General features: G+C 65.9%; 11 protein-coding genes and 1 pseudogene. 6 read left to right on the plus strand and 6 right to left on the minus strand.

Annotated features, from left to right (window positions below; all coding sequences use genetic code 11):
* Positions 1 to 27: 27 nt before the first annotated feature.
* Genes BTZ20_RS29965 through BTZ20_RS22475 form a run of 3 tightly spaced genes read left to right on the plus strand, consistent with a single transcriptional unit; the run spans position 28 to position 2,008 of the window.
* Positions 28 to 213, plus strand: coding sequence for an ABC-three component system middle component 8 (locus tag BTZ20_RS29965; RefSeq protein WP_411269166.1), 186 nt, complete (start codon positions 28 to 30; stop codon positions 211 to 213).
* Positions 210 to 779: a hypothetical protein gene (locus BTZ20_RS26980; protein WP_145982396.1), complete on the plus strand. Its 570-nt coding sequence runs from the start codon at positions 210 to 212 to the stop codon at positions 777 to 779. Before BTZ20_RS29965 ends, BTZ20_RS26980 begins: the two co-directional genes overlap by 4 nt.
* On the plus strand, positions 668 to 2,008 hold the full coding sequence (locus tag BTZ20_RS22475; protein ID WP_083742798.1) for a DUF2326 domain-containing protein: 1,341 nt from the start codon (positions 668 to 670) through the stop codon (positions 2,006 to 2,008). Before BTZ20_RS26980 ends, BTZ20_RS22475 begins: the two co-directional genes overlap by 112 nt.
* A gap of 349 nt (positions 2,009 to 2,357) precedes the next feature.
* On the opposite strand, the gene BTZ20_RS22480 is transcribed toward BTZ20_RS22475, so the two are convergent.
* Complete coding sequence (locus BTZ20_RS22480) at positions 2,358 to 3,209, minus strand: alpha/beta fold hydrolase (protein ID WP_077042879.1); 852 nt, start codon at positions 3,207 to 3,209, stop codon at positions 2,358 to 2,360.
* A gap of 290 nt (positions 3,210 to 3,499) precedes the next feature.
* Between BTZ20_RS22480 and BTZ20_RS22485 the strand changes: the two genes are divergently transcribed.
* Positions 3,500 to 4,678: an acyl-CoA dehydrogenase family protein gene (locus tag BTZ20_RS22485; protein WP_077042880.1), complete on the plus strand. Its 1,179-nt coding sequence runs from the start codon at positions 3,500 to 3,502 to the stop codon at positions 4,676 to 4,678.
* A gap of 62 nt (positions 4,679 to 4,740) precedes the next feature.
* Here the strand turns inward: BTZ20_RS22485 and katG are convergent, their stop codons facing one another.
* The 3 genes from katG to BTZ20_RS22500 are packed head-to-tail and all read right to left on the minus strand — an operon-like array spanning position 4,741 to position 10,645.
* Positions 4,741 to 6,900, minus strand: a complete 2,160-nt coding sequence (katG, locus tag BTZ20_RS22490; protein ID WP_223263842.1) for a catalase/peroxidase HPI — start codon at positions 6,898 to 6,900, stop codon at positions 4,741 to 4,743.
* Between the two features lie 16 nt (positions 6,901 to 6,916).
* Positions 6,917 to 7,414 (minus strand): Fur family transcriptional regulator, encoded by a 498-nt coding sequence (locus BTZ20_RS22495; RefSeq protein ID WP_317616105.1) that lies wholly within the window; start codon positions 7,412 to 7,414, stop codon positions 6,917 to 6,919.
* Positions 7,415 to 7,474: 60 nt separating this feature from the next.
* Positions 7,475 to 10,645 carry a multicopper oxidase family protein gene (locus BTZ20_RS22500; RefSeq protein WP_077042882.1) on the minus strand — a complete coding sequence of 1,057 codons (3,171 nt, stop codon included), beginning with the start codon at positions 10,643 to 10,645 and terminating at the stop codon, positions 7,475 to 7,477.
* 151 nt (positions 10,646 to 10,796) lie between these two features.
* On the opposite strand from BTZ20_RS22500, the gene BTZ20_RS22505 reads away from it, so the two are divergent.
* Positions 10,797 to 11,171: a hypothetical protein gene (locus BTZ20_RS22505; RefSeq protein WP_077043910.1), complete on the plus strand. Its 375-nt coding sequence runs from the start codon at positions 10,797 to 10,799 to the stop codon at positions 11,169 to 11,171.
* Between the two features lies 1 nt (position 11,172).
* Positions 11,173 to 12,615 (plus strand): threonine/serine exporter ThrE family protein, encoded by a 1,443-nt coding sequence (locus tag BTZ20_RS22510; protein ID WP_083742801.1) that lies wholly within the window; start codon positions 11,173 to 11,175, stop codon positions 12,613 to 12,615.
* A gap of 31 nt (positions 12,616 to 12,646) precedes the next feature.
* On the opposite strand, the gene BTZ20_RS22515 is transcribed toward BTZ20_RS22510, so the two are convergent.
* Both BTZ20_RS22515 and BTZ20_RS22520 read right to left on the minus strand, forming a co-directional pair.
* On the minus strand, positions 12,647 to 12,886 hold the full coding sequence (locus tag BTZ20_RS22515) for an MbtH family protein (protein ID WP_027503481.1): 240 nt from the start codon (positions 12,884 to 12,886) through the stop codon (positions 12,647 to 12,649).
* Positions 12,883 to 14,276 (minus strand): annotated as a pseudogene (locus tag BTZ20_RS22520) (lysine N(6)-hydroxylase/L-ornithine N(5)-oxygenase family protein). The gene BTZ20_RS22515 and the pseudogene BTZ20_RS22520 overlap by 4 nt, the downstream one beginning before the upstream one ends.
* Positions 14,277 to 14,279 lie beyond the last annotated feature (3 nt).

Genomic DNA, 14,279 nt, shown 5'->3' on the forward strand with positions numbered 1-14,279 from the left:
CAGACAGTCATGGCGGTTGCTAGCATCATGATTAAGCACCTATCCCGCCATCAGATTGTGCGGTATGACGCTCTGTTGGATCACTGCCGCAAGCACGGCGCACGGGTCGACTATCTCTTTACTCCCGCCGTCAGCCTGCTCTACCTCTTGGGACTCGTCGAGTACCTGCCAAAGGCTGATGCCTTCGAGTGGAACAGGAAGGTTGTCGCATGAGACTTGTCAGGCTCTACACAAACAAGCCCAATATTTTTGATGCGATTCAATTCCACGACGGCCTCTCGGTTGTCGTTGCAGAGATCAGAATGCCAGAAAATAAGGGCAAGACGGTTCACAACCTCGGCAAGAGCACCGTGGCTCGCCTTGTCGACTTTTGCCTCCTGAAAGGCAAACACGCTTCCTTCTTCCTATTCAAGCATGGGAGCCTCTTCGAGGGATTCGTCTTCTTTCTGGAGGTCCAGTTAGACAATGGAACCTATCTGACCGTCGCCCGGTCGCTTGAATCCCGAAATTCTGTTTCAATTCTTGTGTCAGATGACGATGTCACAGACGCCACCATCGTCGGTCCGAATGATTGGCTGCACATCGGATTGGGCGTCTCACCCGCCAAACGACTGCTTGATGGCTTGTTCGGATTCTCGGTAGTATCCCCTATGACTATCGCGACATCATGGGATATGTCCTGCGAGAGCAGGATGACTACGGTGACGTCTTTCACCTACGAAAGTTCCGAGGAAAACACAGAGAATGGAAGCCATTCCTTGCACATCTCCTCGGCCTGAATGCCCAACTTACTGTCGATCTATACAACGAAATCGATGAGGAAGCTGCACTGGATCATGAGATTGCGCGACGCCGAACCGAATGTGGGGCTTCAACCGACGCTGACGTGGTCAAGATCGACGGCGTAATTTCTATTCGAGTCCGTGAGTTAGAAGAACTCACTCAGACTCTAGACACTTTCGACTTCTCCCAGGCGGATGCAGATGCAAATCAGGAACTCGTCGAGCATGTCGAAGAACAGATCTCTCAACACAATGAGGAGACTTATAGACTCTCCCAGCTAATGTGGCGGCTTGACGAGTCACTGAGGGAAGAATCAATCCTATTCAATACCGAACAGTCCGCCCAGTTATTCTCGGAGGCAGGAATCGCATTCAGCGGGCAACTAAAGAAAGAATTTGATCAGTTAGTTGAATTCAATCGATCCATTGCCGAAGAGCGTCGAGAGTATCTACTGAAAGATCGACAGAAGGCGGCCGATCGACTACGCGCGATAGGCTCTGCACAAGAGGAACTACAGATACAGCGAGCACGTCTGTTCGACTTTCTAGAAGGATCCGACACGATCGCAAAGTACAAAGAGATATCCGAGCGCGTGATTGCACTACGCGCGGATATCATGTCACTTACGCGGCGACGCGATGCACTCAACGCGATTGTTCACCTTCGACAGGAACAGCGACAGATCCAAGAAAAGAAGAATCAGCTGCAGACAGCTATCGAGTTGGACGTACAGGCATGCGCCGAGAACTCGAATAGCCGTTACCTGGAGATTCAGCGCTATTTTGATGAGATCGTGCACTCGGTACTCGGCGAGCATGCCCTGTTGACGGTCTCAGTATCCTCCACTGGTTCTCTTGAATTCTCAGCGGATATAGTGGATTCAGCGGGCGCCCAAACGAGCGCCGCAAGGGGATTCACGGTCAAGAAGTTACTATGTATCGCGTTCGATCTAGCCGTGTTGAGGTCCTACAAAGAACAGGCATTCCCGAGATTTGCGTTCCATGACGGCGCATTCGAGAGTCTTGAGACTCGTGCTAAGCGACGCCTACTCGAAGTGCTCCGCAGTTATGCACATTTGGGCTTACAGCCAGTTATTACTACTTTGGATTCAGACCTACCGGATCCGATAGATTCCTCCTCAGCTGCATTGTCATCGAACGAAGTCGTCCGCACTCTAAGCGATGAGGGCGAGGAGGGCCGTCTCTTCAGAATGGCCTCGTTCTGAGGTAAGTGCATGACACAGGGCATCCATGCCGTGACAGGTCGACCTGTCACGACCCGGTCGGCCGACGTCGGCGCTCCTGGCTACTACGTAACGTAGCCTCGTCCGGCGCCTTCGTCTGTCCACGAGCGCTCCTATCCGTGATCAGCAAGCCGAATTCACATGACTCAGGCCCATTGGTTTCATCAATCCAGATGCGGCTCAGCAGGACTCGCCATATCTGAACACGCCTGCCACCCTTTCCTGATCCATCCACCCAGCCAGACCCTTTGTATGGAATCCTGGCACCCGAGGTACATTCCGAAACTTCTGCCCCGCAGGGCCTCGGTCATGACCGCGAAATGTTGTCAGGTCACCGAAGCAGGAACTCGATAGCGATCCGCTCGAACGCCTCCTTCGCCTCGACCATCACCCAGTGACCGCAGTTCGGGAACACGTGCAGCTCGGCATTGGGGATCAGCCGCATCGGCACCATGGGCATGTCCGGCGGGCACTGCCGGTCGTCTCGGCCCCAGGTGAGCAAGGTCGGACACTGCACCTTGTGCATCATCGACCAGTACGGCGGCGCATCCGACGAGGCCATGAACTGTTGTTGCGCCGCAAACGCTGTGGAGCCGTACATCGCCGCGAGCGTCTTGTGCGACGCCGGATCGTTGGCGGTCACCCAGCGTTCCTCGACCCGCTCCTCCGTGATCACCGCGGGGTCGTAGACCATGCACTCGAGCCAGCGGACCAGCCTTTCGCGGCTCGGACCGTCCGCGAACTCCTGCAGTAGCCGCGTGCCCTCGCTCGGGTTCTGACTGAAGATGTTCGGCCCCACCCCACCGATGGTGACGAGCTTGGCGACCCGCTCGGGGTGCCTCATCGCGACATTCACACCGACGACGCCGCCCATCGAATTGCCGACCATCGCTGCCGATCGGATACCGAGCGCGTCCATGAAGCGGATCACCGACGAACCCGCGGTGAGCACGGGATGTCCGTCCACCGGATCACTCACGCCGAATCCGGGGAATTCCAGGATGTAGCAATGGAAGTGCCGGGCGAAGACGTCCAGGTTCCCCCGGTAGTTTCGCCAGCCGCTGACTCCGATGCCGGAGCCGTGCAACAGGATCAGCGGCGGCCCCTCGCCTGCCTCGTGATAGCGCAACACCCCCTTGCCGGTAGCGACTTCCCTCTTGGTCCCCTCGTAGGTCACATCCATCACTCGACACTAGAACACATTCTAGTTTCTGTGCACCCGATTGGACAGATCACCCCACTTCAGTGATTCGCGACACCAACTCCAGGCGTCCGGCCGCCATGCCGGAGACCCGACATCGCCCCAATAATCGGCTTTTGCCTGCTGAAACCCACTACCCGATCACCAACGCGCAACGGGACCCGGCCGCAATGGGAAAGGAAACCGATGAGTTCGTTCCCCTTTCACAAGCGTGGAACTTGTTCTAGTTTTGGTTCCAGTCAGCCGGCAACTTCTACCGAGACGAGGGAGTCATGGGTCAGGTTCACGAGCGGATCGAGCAGTACGCGGACGAGATCCGCGCCAACGGTGTCGAGGGCGACAGGCTCATGCGCCTCACCGACGCCTCGGCCAAGCGGCTGCGTGAGTCGGGGGTGATCCGGATGCTGCAGCCGAAGGATCACGGCGGCCTCGAATCGCATCCGCGGGAGTTCGCCGAGACCGCGATGGCGATCGGCGCGATGGACGGTGCCACCGGCTGGGTCAGCGGCATCGTCGGCGTGCACCCGTGGGAGCTGGCGTTCTTCGACCCGAAGGCCCAGGAGGAGGTGTGGGGTGGGGACCCCGACACCTGGATGGCCTCGCCGTACGCGCCCATGGGTGTCGCGGTCCCGACCGACGGCGGCTACGTCCTCAACGGCCGCTGGTCGTTCTCCTCGGGTACCGATCACTGCCAGTGGGTGATGATCGGTGCGATGGTCGGGAACCAGGACGGCACGCCGCAGATGCCGCCGAAGATCCTGCACGTGCTGCTGCCGCGAAGCGACTACGACATCGATCAGGACAGCTGGGACGTCGTCGGACTGCGCGGCACCGGCAGCAAGGACCTGATCGTCAAGGATGCATTCATCCCGACGCACCGGACCCTGGAGGCGGCGAAGGTCTTCGACGGCACCGCGCCGAAGGAGGCCGGGCGCACGCAGACGCTGTACAACTTCCCGTTCTCGTGCATCTTCCCGCTGGGCATCACCTCGTCGCTGATCGGCATCGCCGAGGGCGCGCTGGCCTGCCACCTGAACGCGCAGCGCGAGCGGATCACGGTGTCCGGCACGGCGATCAAGGACGACCCGTACGTGCTGTTCGCGATCGGCGAGGCCGCGGCGGAGATCGCCGCGTCACGGGCGGCGATCCTCGAGACGGTGGACCGGTTCTGGGACCTCACCGACCAGGGCAAGGAGGTCACCTTCGAGCAGCGGGCGATCGGCCGCCGGACCCAGACCGCCGCCGCGTGGCGGGCGGTACGCGCGGTCGACGAGATCTTCGCGCGGTCGGGCGGCGGTGCGCTGCAGATGAAGACGCCGATGCAGCGCTTCTGGCGGGACGCACATGCCGGCCTGTCGCACGCCATTCATGTGCCCGGTTCGATCTTCCACTCGTCGGCGCTGACCCAGCTCGGCGGTGAGCCCCAGGGCGCGCACCGCGCCATGATCTAACGGGATCGAACAAACGCGGGCGCCCCGCGAGCCGAGTCGGCTCGCGGGGCGCCGTGCCACGATCAGGCGAGGTCGAAGCGGTCCAGGTTCATCACCTTGTCCCACGCGGAGACGAAGTCCGCCACGAACTTCGGCTGCGCGTCGTCGCTCGCGTAGACCTCGGCAAGCGCACGCAACTGCGAGTTCGAACCGAAGACCAGGTCGACGGTGGTGGCCGTCCACTTGACCGCATCCGTGCCGCGAGCCCGGCCCTCGTAGACGTTCTCGGACTCGGCCGATGCCTTCCACTCCGTGCCCATGTCGAGCAGGTTCACGAAGAAGTCGGTGGTCAACGTCCCGGGACGGGCGGTGAGGACACCGTTCGCGGACTGCGCGACGTTGGCGTTCAGCGCGCGCATCCCACCGATGAGAACCGTCATCTCGGGAGCGGTCAACGTCAGCAGGTTCGCCTTGTCCAGCAACAGCCGCTCGGCGGGCAGCTTCTCCCCGGCGCGCAGGTAGTTGCGGAACCCGTCGGCCCTTGGCTCGAGCACCTCGAACGCCTCCACGTCGGTCTGCTCCTGGGCGGCGTCGGTGCGGCCCGGCGCGAACGGGACCGTGACGTCGTGCCCGGCGTCCTTCGCCGCCTGCTCCACCGCCGCACAACCCGCCAGCACGATCAGGTCGGCCAGCGAGATCCTCTTGCCGTCGGACCTCCCACCGTTGAAGTCGCCCCGGATCCGCTCGAGCGTCTGCAGCACCTCGGCCAGGCCCGCCGGGTTGTTGGACTCCCAGTCCTTCTGCGGCGCAAGCCGAATCCGCGCCCCGTTGGCCCCGCCGCGGTTGTCGGTGCCGCGGAAGGAGGCGGCCGACGCCCATGCCGCACCGACCAGCCGGGGAATGGACAGACCCGACCCGAGGACCGTGGCCTTGAGCGCGGCGATCTCGTCCGGCCCGACCAGATCGTGATCGACGTCTGGGACCGGGTCCTGCCACAACTGGGGCTCCGCAATCCATGGGCCGAGATAGCGCGAGACGGGCCCCATGTCGCGATGCAGCAGCTTGTACCAGGCCTTGGCGAACTCCTCGGCGAGCTCCTCGGGGTGATCCAGCCAGCGCCGGGTGATGGGCCCGTAGACCGGGTCGAGCCGCAGCGAGAGGTCCGTCGTCAGCATCACCGGGCTGTGGGACTTCGACGGATCGTGGGCGTCACGGACGGTGCCCGCCCCGGCGCCGTCCTTGGGAATGTACTGCCACGCCCCTGCCGGGCTCTTGGTCTTCTCCCACTCGTAGCCGTACAGGGTCTCGAGGAAGCTGTTGTCCCACCTGGTCGGGGTGGGCGTCCACGTGCCCTCGAGGCCGCTGGTGATCGCGTCCCCTCCGACGCCGGTGCCGAAGGAGCTCTTCCAGCCGAGGCCCTGCTGCTCGATCGGCGCGGCCTCGGGCTCGGGCCCGACGAGGTCGGCCGGTCCCGCGCCGTGGGTCTTGCCGACCGTGTGGCCGCCGACGATCAGTGCGGCGGTCTCGACGTCGTTCATCGCCATCCGGCGGAAGGTCTCGCGGATGTCGACGGCCGCGGCGAGCGGGTCCGGGTTTCCGTTGGGCCCTTCCGGATTCACGTAGATCAGGCCCATCTGCACGGCACCGAAGGGACCGGTGAGCTCCCGGTCGCCGGTGTAGCGCTCGTCGCCGAGCCAGGTGTCCTCCGGCCCCCAGAACACCTCGTCGGGCTCCCAGATGTCCTCGCGGCCGAAACCGAAGCCGAACGTCTCGAAGCCCATCGATTCGTAGGCACAGTTGCCGGCGAAAACCAGCAGATCCGCCCAGGAGATCTTCCTGCCGTACTTCTGCTTGACCGGCCAGAGCAGCCGGCGTGCCTTGTCGAGGCTCGCGTTGTCGGGCCAACTGTTGAGGGGGGCGAACCGTTGGGCGCCCTCGCCGCCGCCGCCACGGCCGTCCGCGATGCGGTACGTGCCCGCCGCATGCCAGCTCATCCGGATGAACAGAGGCCCGTAGTGTCCGAAATCGGCGGGCCACCAGTCCTGCGACGCCGTCATCAACTCGATGACGTCCCGTTTCAGCGCGTCCACGTCGAGCGTCGCGAACTCTGCCGCGTAGTCGAAGTCCTCGCCCATGGGGTCGGACAGTGGCGAGTGCTGATGGAGAACCTGCAGGTCGAGCTGATTCGGCCACCAGTCCCTGTTGGTCCTGGGCCGGTGCTCCTGCGGGGTCGGGGAACCCATTGCGGGGCATTCGCTTTCACTGTTGGACACGACGGTCCTTCCTTCCGGGAGTGGTTGAATCGGACTGCGATCGCGAACCTGGTCGCGAAACCTGTGCTGCCGAGCAGTCGGGACACGATCCCCAGTAGGTGACCTCGGCCTCATCGACGACGAAGCCGTTGTCGCCGGGCGCGGTCAGGCAGGGGGCCGAGCCGACCACACAGTCGACGTCGGTGATGACCCCGCAGGTACGGCAGACGAAGTGATGGTGGTTGTCGCCGACGCGGGCCTCGTACCGCACGGCGGTGCCCGCCGGCTGGATCCGCCGCACCAGGCCCGCATCGCTGAGTGCCTGCAGCACGTCGTAGACGGTTTGGCGGGAGACCTCGGGCAGGACGGCGCGCACGGCGCGGTAGATCGTCTTCGTGTCGGCATGCGGGTGCTTGTGCACAGCCTCGAGCACCGTGGCCCGGGGGCGGGTCACGCGAAGCTCTGCCGTGCGCAAATGCGCTGCGTATTCCCTCGCGGAGGGCACATCAATACAATGGCGCATTGTTCTGGACTCGGTCAAGAGTTTTCGGGGTCGATCGCGGAACTACCGTCCGCCCAGCGGAACCGCGCCCGCCGCGGGCAGCGGGGGAAGCGCCCCCAGCGGCGCGGGCGTCAGCGTCGTCGACTGCGGGTCCGCCCGGCCGAGCCCGAACTTGCGGACCTCGGATCCGGCCGCACCGGCACCGCTGACGAGCAGGTCGGCGCCTGCGGTGGTGCTGGTGGTGGCCACCTGCACCCCGCCGCCCGCGAACGGCTCGAATGAGACGATCTGCCGGAAATCCACCGGGCCCGAGTGGTGATCCGGGCTCTCGAGGTACATCCCGGGCGCGCCGTCGAGCCGGGAGCCGCTCGACCACACCCGCACCGTGCCCGCACCGCCCGCCATGCCGGTCACGATGCTTTTCGCGCCGCCCTCGGCGCCGGCCACCCAGCCCGTCGAGAGCGAGACGCCGTCGCGGTAGCCCTCGTCGAAGGCCAGGAACTCCGACGTCATCGTCGGCTCGTCCGTGCCGCCACCGCTCGCGCCGCCGTGCCCGCCGTGGCCGCTCTTCGACGCCGCCGCGGCCGCGGTCGGCTCGAACAGGTCGTAGCGGAAGGTCTTCACCCGCGGCGCCTCCCCCCGGCCCGGCGCTGTCACGATGCTGGCCCGGCCCGAGGCGGTGTCCACCAGCCCGGTCGCGACCGACACCCCTGCCTCGGACCCCGGGTACGGCGTGAAGGTCGAGAACACCTCCGGCGCCTCACCCTTCGCGGAGGGAAGAGTCGAGGAGAACACCTTCACCTGCGTCTCCACGCCCGGGCCGGTGCCCACGATGATGTTGTCGGCCAGGGCATTTCCGTCGATGTCGACGCCCGCGACGTTCACCCCACCGCGGAATCCGGAGTCGAACGGGGCGAACCGGGTCAGCTCGGCACTGAACGCGCCGTCGGCGCGGTCGGCGCCGTCGTAGGCCACCACCTCCGGCTCGGGGCCCGCGCCGGTACCGACGACGAGGTCGAGCACCATGTCGCCGTTCACGTCGGCCATCGCCACCGTCGGGGTGCCCTCGAACGACGGGAACGGCGTGACGGCGGCGATCACCCTGTCACCGTTGCCGTCGTGGACCCGCACCGTGGCGGGCGTGCCGGGCGAGCCGGGTACCGCGACCGCGTACGTGGACACCTCCGGGATCACATTGACGAGCGCCATCAGGCCGTTGTCCTCGTGGTTGAGGCGGTGGCAGTGGATCACGAAGGTGCCGGTGTACTCGGTGAACTTCGTGCGCAGCGTCACCGAGGCCGGTTCGAGCGCGCTCTCGTTCTCGTCGGTCACCGGCGCTGGGACGTTGACGTTGTCCATCCCCCACGGCTGCACGCCGGTCCTGGTACCCGCCACCGGATCCACGACCTCCATCACCTGGAAGTCGTTGACGTGGATGTGCATCGGATGCTCGTCGTTGTTGAGGTTCGTGATCGACCACTCCTCGACCGAGTTGAGCCGCGGCTGGAGCAGGGGGATGTTCGGGAAGGTGTTGTCGTCGAACTCGTAGGTGAACGCCTTCGGATCGCTGTTGCTTGCCTTGTCGTTGCCGAAGCCACCCGAGACCGTCAGCGTCCGCTTCACGTCCGGCGTCATCACCGAGGTGTCCACGAACGAGGTGTACGCGTCCAGGTTCTGGCCGGGCACGAACGCCGTCGTCTGCCCCTCCCCGCTCGCGGGCGTCGCGCGCAGCAGCGTCTGGGTGGGGAAGGTGAAGAAGCCGTCGGCGTAGCTGATCACGGACGGGTCCACCGTCACCGTGCCCAGCACCGCGGGCGGGTTCTCGGTGCCGTCGTTGGTGTAGATGACGCCCGGTTCGGCGACGGGCTTCGCCCCCTCCAGCGGCGGGATGTCGAGGACGAGGTCGCCGGTCTCCGGCATCGTCACCGCGATCGCGAACCGCGAGCCGGGCGGGATGACGAGCCGGGTGCCGTCGCCGCCGACCGGCAGCTCCACCCGGGTGAAGGGGTTACCGTCCTGGCCGACGACGGCGAAGGTCGGATGGTTGCCCGTCGCCGTTTCGGTGAGCCGGACCGGCATGTAGGCGATGTCGCTGATGTTGGCCAGCACCCAGATCTCCGTCTGACCCGGTTCGAGTTTCAGCTCCGGCTGGAACTGGCCGTTGATGGTGAATTGGACGTCCCGCTGGTTGTCCGGCAGCGACGGGTCCGCCGGGACGGTCACCGTGTCACTGGTGAAGGTCTGCAGGTTGCCGGGTATGAACTGGTTCTGCCCGCGATGGTTGGCAGGGGACAGCGGCCCGGTGTACCAGTTGGTGATGTACCGGGAGCCCGTCGTCGTCTGGTCGAAGTTCACCGGGGCCAGGCTCGGCCGGTAGGTGCCGTCGGCGAGTTGCGCTCCTCCCGGAGGCTTCAGGGTGCTCACCCATTGCGACCAGTACGCGTTGTTCAGTTGCCGGCCGTTGCCCTTGCGGTCGAAGACGAAGTTGTACTGCAACGCCATGTCGCGGATCGGGATCTCGTTCTGCGTCACCAGCGGCAGGTTTCCGTCCGGCCGCCCTATCTCCAGCAGACCGGCGAGCCCCAGGTATGTCTGCTGCGCGGTGAGGGTGTGGCGATGACTGTGGTACCAGTACATTCCGTTCGGCATGTCCTCCGGGACCGCGTAGTCGTAGCGGTTGCCCATCCCGGCGGGGATGTCGAGCAGCACGTTGTCGGCGTTGCCGTCGGGGCTCACGTGCAGCCCGTGGGTGTGCAGGTTCAGCGGCGCGGATTCCAGCGCCTGCGGGTAGATCGGCACGTCGCCGCCGGCCGGGGTGAAGGCGGGGTCGTTGAAGTCCTCGATCGTCAGGCCCCGCAGGTCGTTGTCGTAGTGGATGATCAGGCGCTCGCCCGGATCGACCCTCAGCGTCGGCGCCGGGTACACGTCTCGGCCCTCGGTCGAGCCGTCCGAGGCCGTCCCCCGGATGACCTCGTACCCGAACAGCAGGAAATTCGAGACCGGCCCCGAGGCCGTGTCGAGGGCGACCGTGCCCTGGTGTGCCGACAGCCGCACCTCGAGCACGCCGTCCTCGCTCGAGAGCTTGACCGGCTCCCGGTAGGCGGCGGGGACGCCGTCGGGGCCTGCGTTGACCCCCGGCTCCCCCGTCGTCGAGAAGCACGAGGTGAGGACCAGCGCCATGGCGACCGCGGCGCACGCGGCGACAGAGATCGGCCTTCGACGATTCGCGACCATCTCGCTGCCCCGTTCCGTGAACGAATACGGGCACCGGCGCTCCAGCGTCAGCGCCTCAAAAGCCTAGTTCGCCGCCGGGGCGGTCGCATACGAAACGGCGCTCGGCCTGGTGCGCGGCCCCCGCGCCGGTAAACCCGATAGCGTGGACGGCATGAGCACCTCGGAGATCGCCACGGTTCTCGCGTGGCACGACGCATTCAACGATTCCGACATCGACACCCTCCTCGCGCTCTCGAGCGACGACATCGAGATCGGCGACGCCGACGGGGCCGGGCAGGGCCTGTCCGTGCTGCGCGAGTGGGCATCCGAGTCCGGGCTGACCCTGATCGCCGGACGCATGTTCGTGCACGAGGGCGTCGTCGTGGTCGAGGAGGAGGCCAGCTGGGCCTCGAAGCCCGGCGAGAAGTCGACGGTCGCCACAGCCTTCCGCGTGGTGCACGACCAGGTGACATCGGTCTTCCGGCACAACGACCTCGAATCTGCTTTCGCGGCAACGGATCTGAGCGAAGCGGACGCGGTGTCCTGACGTGGCGAGGGGGCGCCTGCGCGACGCACTCACCTCGCTGAACCGGCTGATCGGTGAAGAGCGGGCGGTGGTCGACGACCAGACGTCGGCCCCCGCGCCGCTGCAGCCGATCGACCTGACCGACGACGCCAAGGTCGCGGAGGTCCTCGACATCGCCCTCCGGTCCGGCGAGGTGCTGCTCGCGTCCGGCACCTCCGCGATGGACACCACCGCGCAGGTCCAGTTCGTTGCCGCGAGCTATGGGCTCGCGCGCTGCGACGTCGACGTCACCTACAACGCGATCCGCATCAGCGCGCACCGCGGGCCGACGATGCCGCCCGCGGCGACGATGCGGATCGTGCACTACCGGGCGCTGGACTTCACCCGGCTCGCCGCGGTCGACCGGCTCACCCGCCGACTTCGGACAGAGGCGGTCAGTCCGGACGAGGCACACGACGAGCTGACCCGGATCACCCGCGCGCCGCATCCCTACAACCGCTGGACCGCGACGCTGGCGTGGGCGTCGATGGCCGCGTCCGCCTCGGTGTTGCTCGGCGGCAACCTGCTGGTGGCGGTCGTCAGCTTCCTGACCACCATGGTCATCGACCGGGTCAACCGCAGGCTGAACGCCATCGGGCTCCCGTTCTTCTTCCAGCACGTGATGGGCGGACTGATCGCCGCCGCGCCTGCCAGCCTGCTGTACACCTTCAGCGACCAGCTGGGCATCACCATCCGGCCGTCGCTGATCATCGCGGCCGGGGTGATCGTGCTGCTGTCGGGGCTGTCGCTGGTCGGCTCGGTGCAAGACGCCATCACCGGCGCGCCGATCACCGCCGTCGCCAGATTCTTCGAGGTCCTCATGATGACCGGCGGCATCATCGCGGGCGTCGCGATCTCGCTGCGGATCGCGGGCGCACTCGGTTCGACGCTGCCGGTGCTGACAACCGTCCCGCCGCCCGCGCTGGCCCAGATCCCGGTCCAGGTGGTCGCGGGCGCGTTCACCTCGCTGTTCTTCGCGGTGGCCTGCTACGCGGAGCGGCGGGCGCTGCCCATCGCGGGCATCGGCGGCGCCGCAGGAATCCTCGTCTACGCCCTGGCGCTGAGCGTGAGCATCGGCCCAGTCATCGCCTCGGCCATCGCCGCGACCGTTGTCGGCTCCGTCGGTGGCATCCTGGCCCGTAGGGCGCTGACGCCGCCGCAGGTGATCGCGGTCGCCGGCATCACCCCGCTGTTGCCGGGTCTCGCCCTCTACCGCGGCCTGTACGCCCTGCTCAACAACGAGTTGCTGGACGGGTTCAGCGCGCTGCTGTCGGCGTTCGGCATCGGGTGCGCGCTCGCCGCGGGGGTCACGCTCGGCGAGTGGATCGCCAGGACCATGCGGCGGCCGCGCATCCTGCGCCGCACCGGAACGCTGAAACGCCCGACCCTGAGCCGACGGAGGTCGGGTCAGAATCGGGCGTTGTAGTCAGTGCGCCGGCGCCGGTGGCGCCGGGTTGTCAACTCTGGTTTCCGCGCTCGGCAGCGTCGCGTTCCATGGCCTCACGCAGGCTCTTCGGGCGCATGTCGGTCCAGTTGGCCTCGACGTACTCGACGCACGCCTGGCGGCTGTCCTCACCGAACACCACACGCCACCCCTGCGGGACGTCCGAGAACGTCGGCCACAGCGAATGCTGGTCCTCGTCGTTGACGAGCACGTAGAAACGGCCGTCTTCGTCGTCAAAGGGATTGGTGCTCATCTGGCCTCGCTTGTCGCAAATTCGTTCATCGGTGTTTCCAGCGCTGAGGTTTCCGTCCCAGCGGACGCCTCGACCCTATCAAGATCGCCGTGGTCGGGACGATTATCCAGCACAGAATTCAGGATCTCACCGGCGCGAACGGCGACGTTGGACAGCAGCGACGAGGTGAGGCCGTGCGTCTTCTCGGTGCCGCCCTGGAGATAGATGCCACCCCGGACGTTCTCGGGGTGACCAGCCGGTAGTCGCGGTCCACCTCGGTGGCCACCCCGCCCTCGGGGGCCAGGTCGCCGATGAGGTTGCTCAGCGGGGTGGGGGTGAACCCGGTGGCGAGCACCAGCGCGTCGCACATCAGCGAGTCGGTCAGGCCGTCGAGGCTGCTGCGCACGCTCACCTCGATGCCCTCCTCGGTCTCGACCACGCCGTCGATCTCGGAGGCCCGGCGCATAAACAGGCGCCGCTGTCCGCGCACCAGTTCCTGGTATTCGGTGGTGTACAGCTCGTTGATCAGCTCGATGTCGACCACCGAGTAGTTGGTGCTCTTGTGCAGGGCCAGGATCCGCTCGCGCTCGGTGCTGTCGGCACCGTGCAACTCGTCGACGGCGCCGGGGTCGAAGATGCGGTTGGCGTACGGGCTGTCGTCGGCCGGGCTGTAGCCGTAGCGCGAGAAGACGCTGTGCACCTCGGCCTGCGGGTAGTTGCGGTGCAGGTACTGGACCACCTCGGCCGCGCTCTGGCCTGCGCCGAGCACCACGAAGCGCTGGTGCCGCAGCTCGGGCAACTCGTCGATCCGGAACAGGAACTGATGGTTGTGGAAGCAGCGCGCCGACGGCGTCGCCCACTCCGGGATCCGCTCGCGCAACCCGGCCCCGACGATCAGGTTCCGCGTCCGCAGGACCTGCCCGTCGGCCGTCTCGACCGCGAACTCGTCCACCGCCCCATCCGCGGCGGGCAGGCCGCGAACGCCGGTGACGGCGGTGCCGTATCGCACGTCGGCGTCGACCCGGCCTGCCGCCCACTGCAGGTAGTCGTTGAATTCGTGCCGGGTCGGGAAGAAGGTCTGGTGGTTGACGAAGTCGACCAGCCGGCCCTTGTCGAACAGGTAGGAGAAGAAGCTGAACGAGCTGGCCGGGTTCCGGAAGGTCACCAGGTCCTTCGGGAACGCGATCTGCATGGTCGCGCCGTCCAGCAGCATGCCGGGGTGCCAGCGGAAGCAGTCCTGCTTCTCCAGGAAGTGTGCCCGGATCCGGTCGCCGGGGGCGCAGCTCGCGTTGTGCTCCTCGATGGCGATGGCCAGCGCCAGGTTGGACGGCCCGAAGCCGACACCGACCAGGTCGTAGGTCGGCGACTGGTCGCGGTCAGCGGCCGAGAGAGTCGTATCCATGACGGTCATCCA

The sequence above is a fragment of the Rhodococcus sp. MTM3W5.2 genome (genome assembly GCF_001984015.1).
GTDB lineage: Bacteria > Actinomycetota > Actinomycetes > Mycobacteriales > Mycobacteriaceae > Rhodococcus_G > Rhodococcus_G oryzae.

Bases quoted from the DNA above. Each gene is read 5' to 3' on its own strand.
- BTZ20_RS22505 (WP_077043910.1), top strand. From the start codon at position 10,797: ATGAGCACCTCGGAGATCGCCACGGTTCTCGCGTGGCACGACGCATTC.
- BTZ20_RS22475 (WP_083742798.1), top strand. From the start codon at position 668: ATGGGATATGTCCTGCGAGAGCAGGATGACTACGGTGACGTCTTTCAC.
- BTZ20_RS29965 (WP_411269166.1), top strand. From the start codon at position 28: ATGATTAAGCACCTATCCCGCCATCAGATTGTGCGGTATGACGCTCTG.
- BTZ20_RS26980 (WP_145982396.1), top strand. From the start codon at position 210: ATGAGACTTGTCAGGCTCTACACAAACAAGCCCAATATTTTTGATGCG.
- BTZ20_RS22500 (WP_077042882.1), bottom strand. From the start codon at position 10,645: ATGGTCGCGAATCGTCGAAGGCCGATCTCTGTCGCCGCGTGCGCCGCG.
- BTZ20_RS22485 (WP_077042880.1), top strand. From the start codon at position 3,500: ATGGGTCAGGTTCACGAGCGGATCGAGCAGTACGCGGACGAGATCCGC.
- BTZ20_RS22515 (WP_027503481.1), bottom strand. From the start codon at position 12,886: ATGAGCACCAATCCCTTTGACGACGAAGACGGCCGTTTCTACGTGCTC.
- katG (WP_223263842.1), bottom strand. From the start codon at position 6,900: ATGGGTTCCCCGACCCCGCAGGAGCACCGGCCCAGGACCAACAGGGAC.
- BTZ20_RS22480 (WP_077042879.1), bottom strand. From the start codon at position 3,209: ATGGATGTGACCTACGAGGGGACCAAGAGGGAAGTCGCTACCGGCAAG.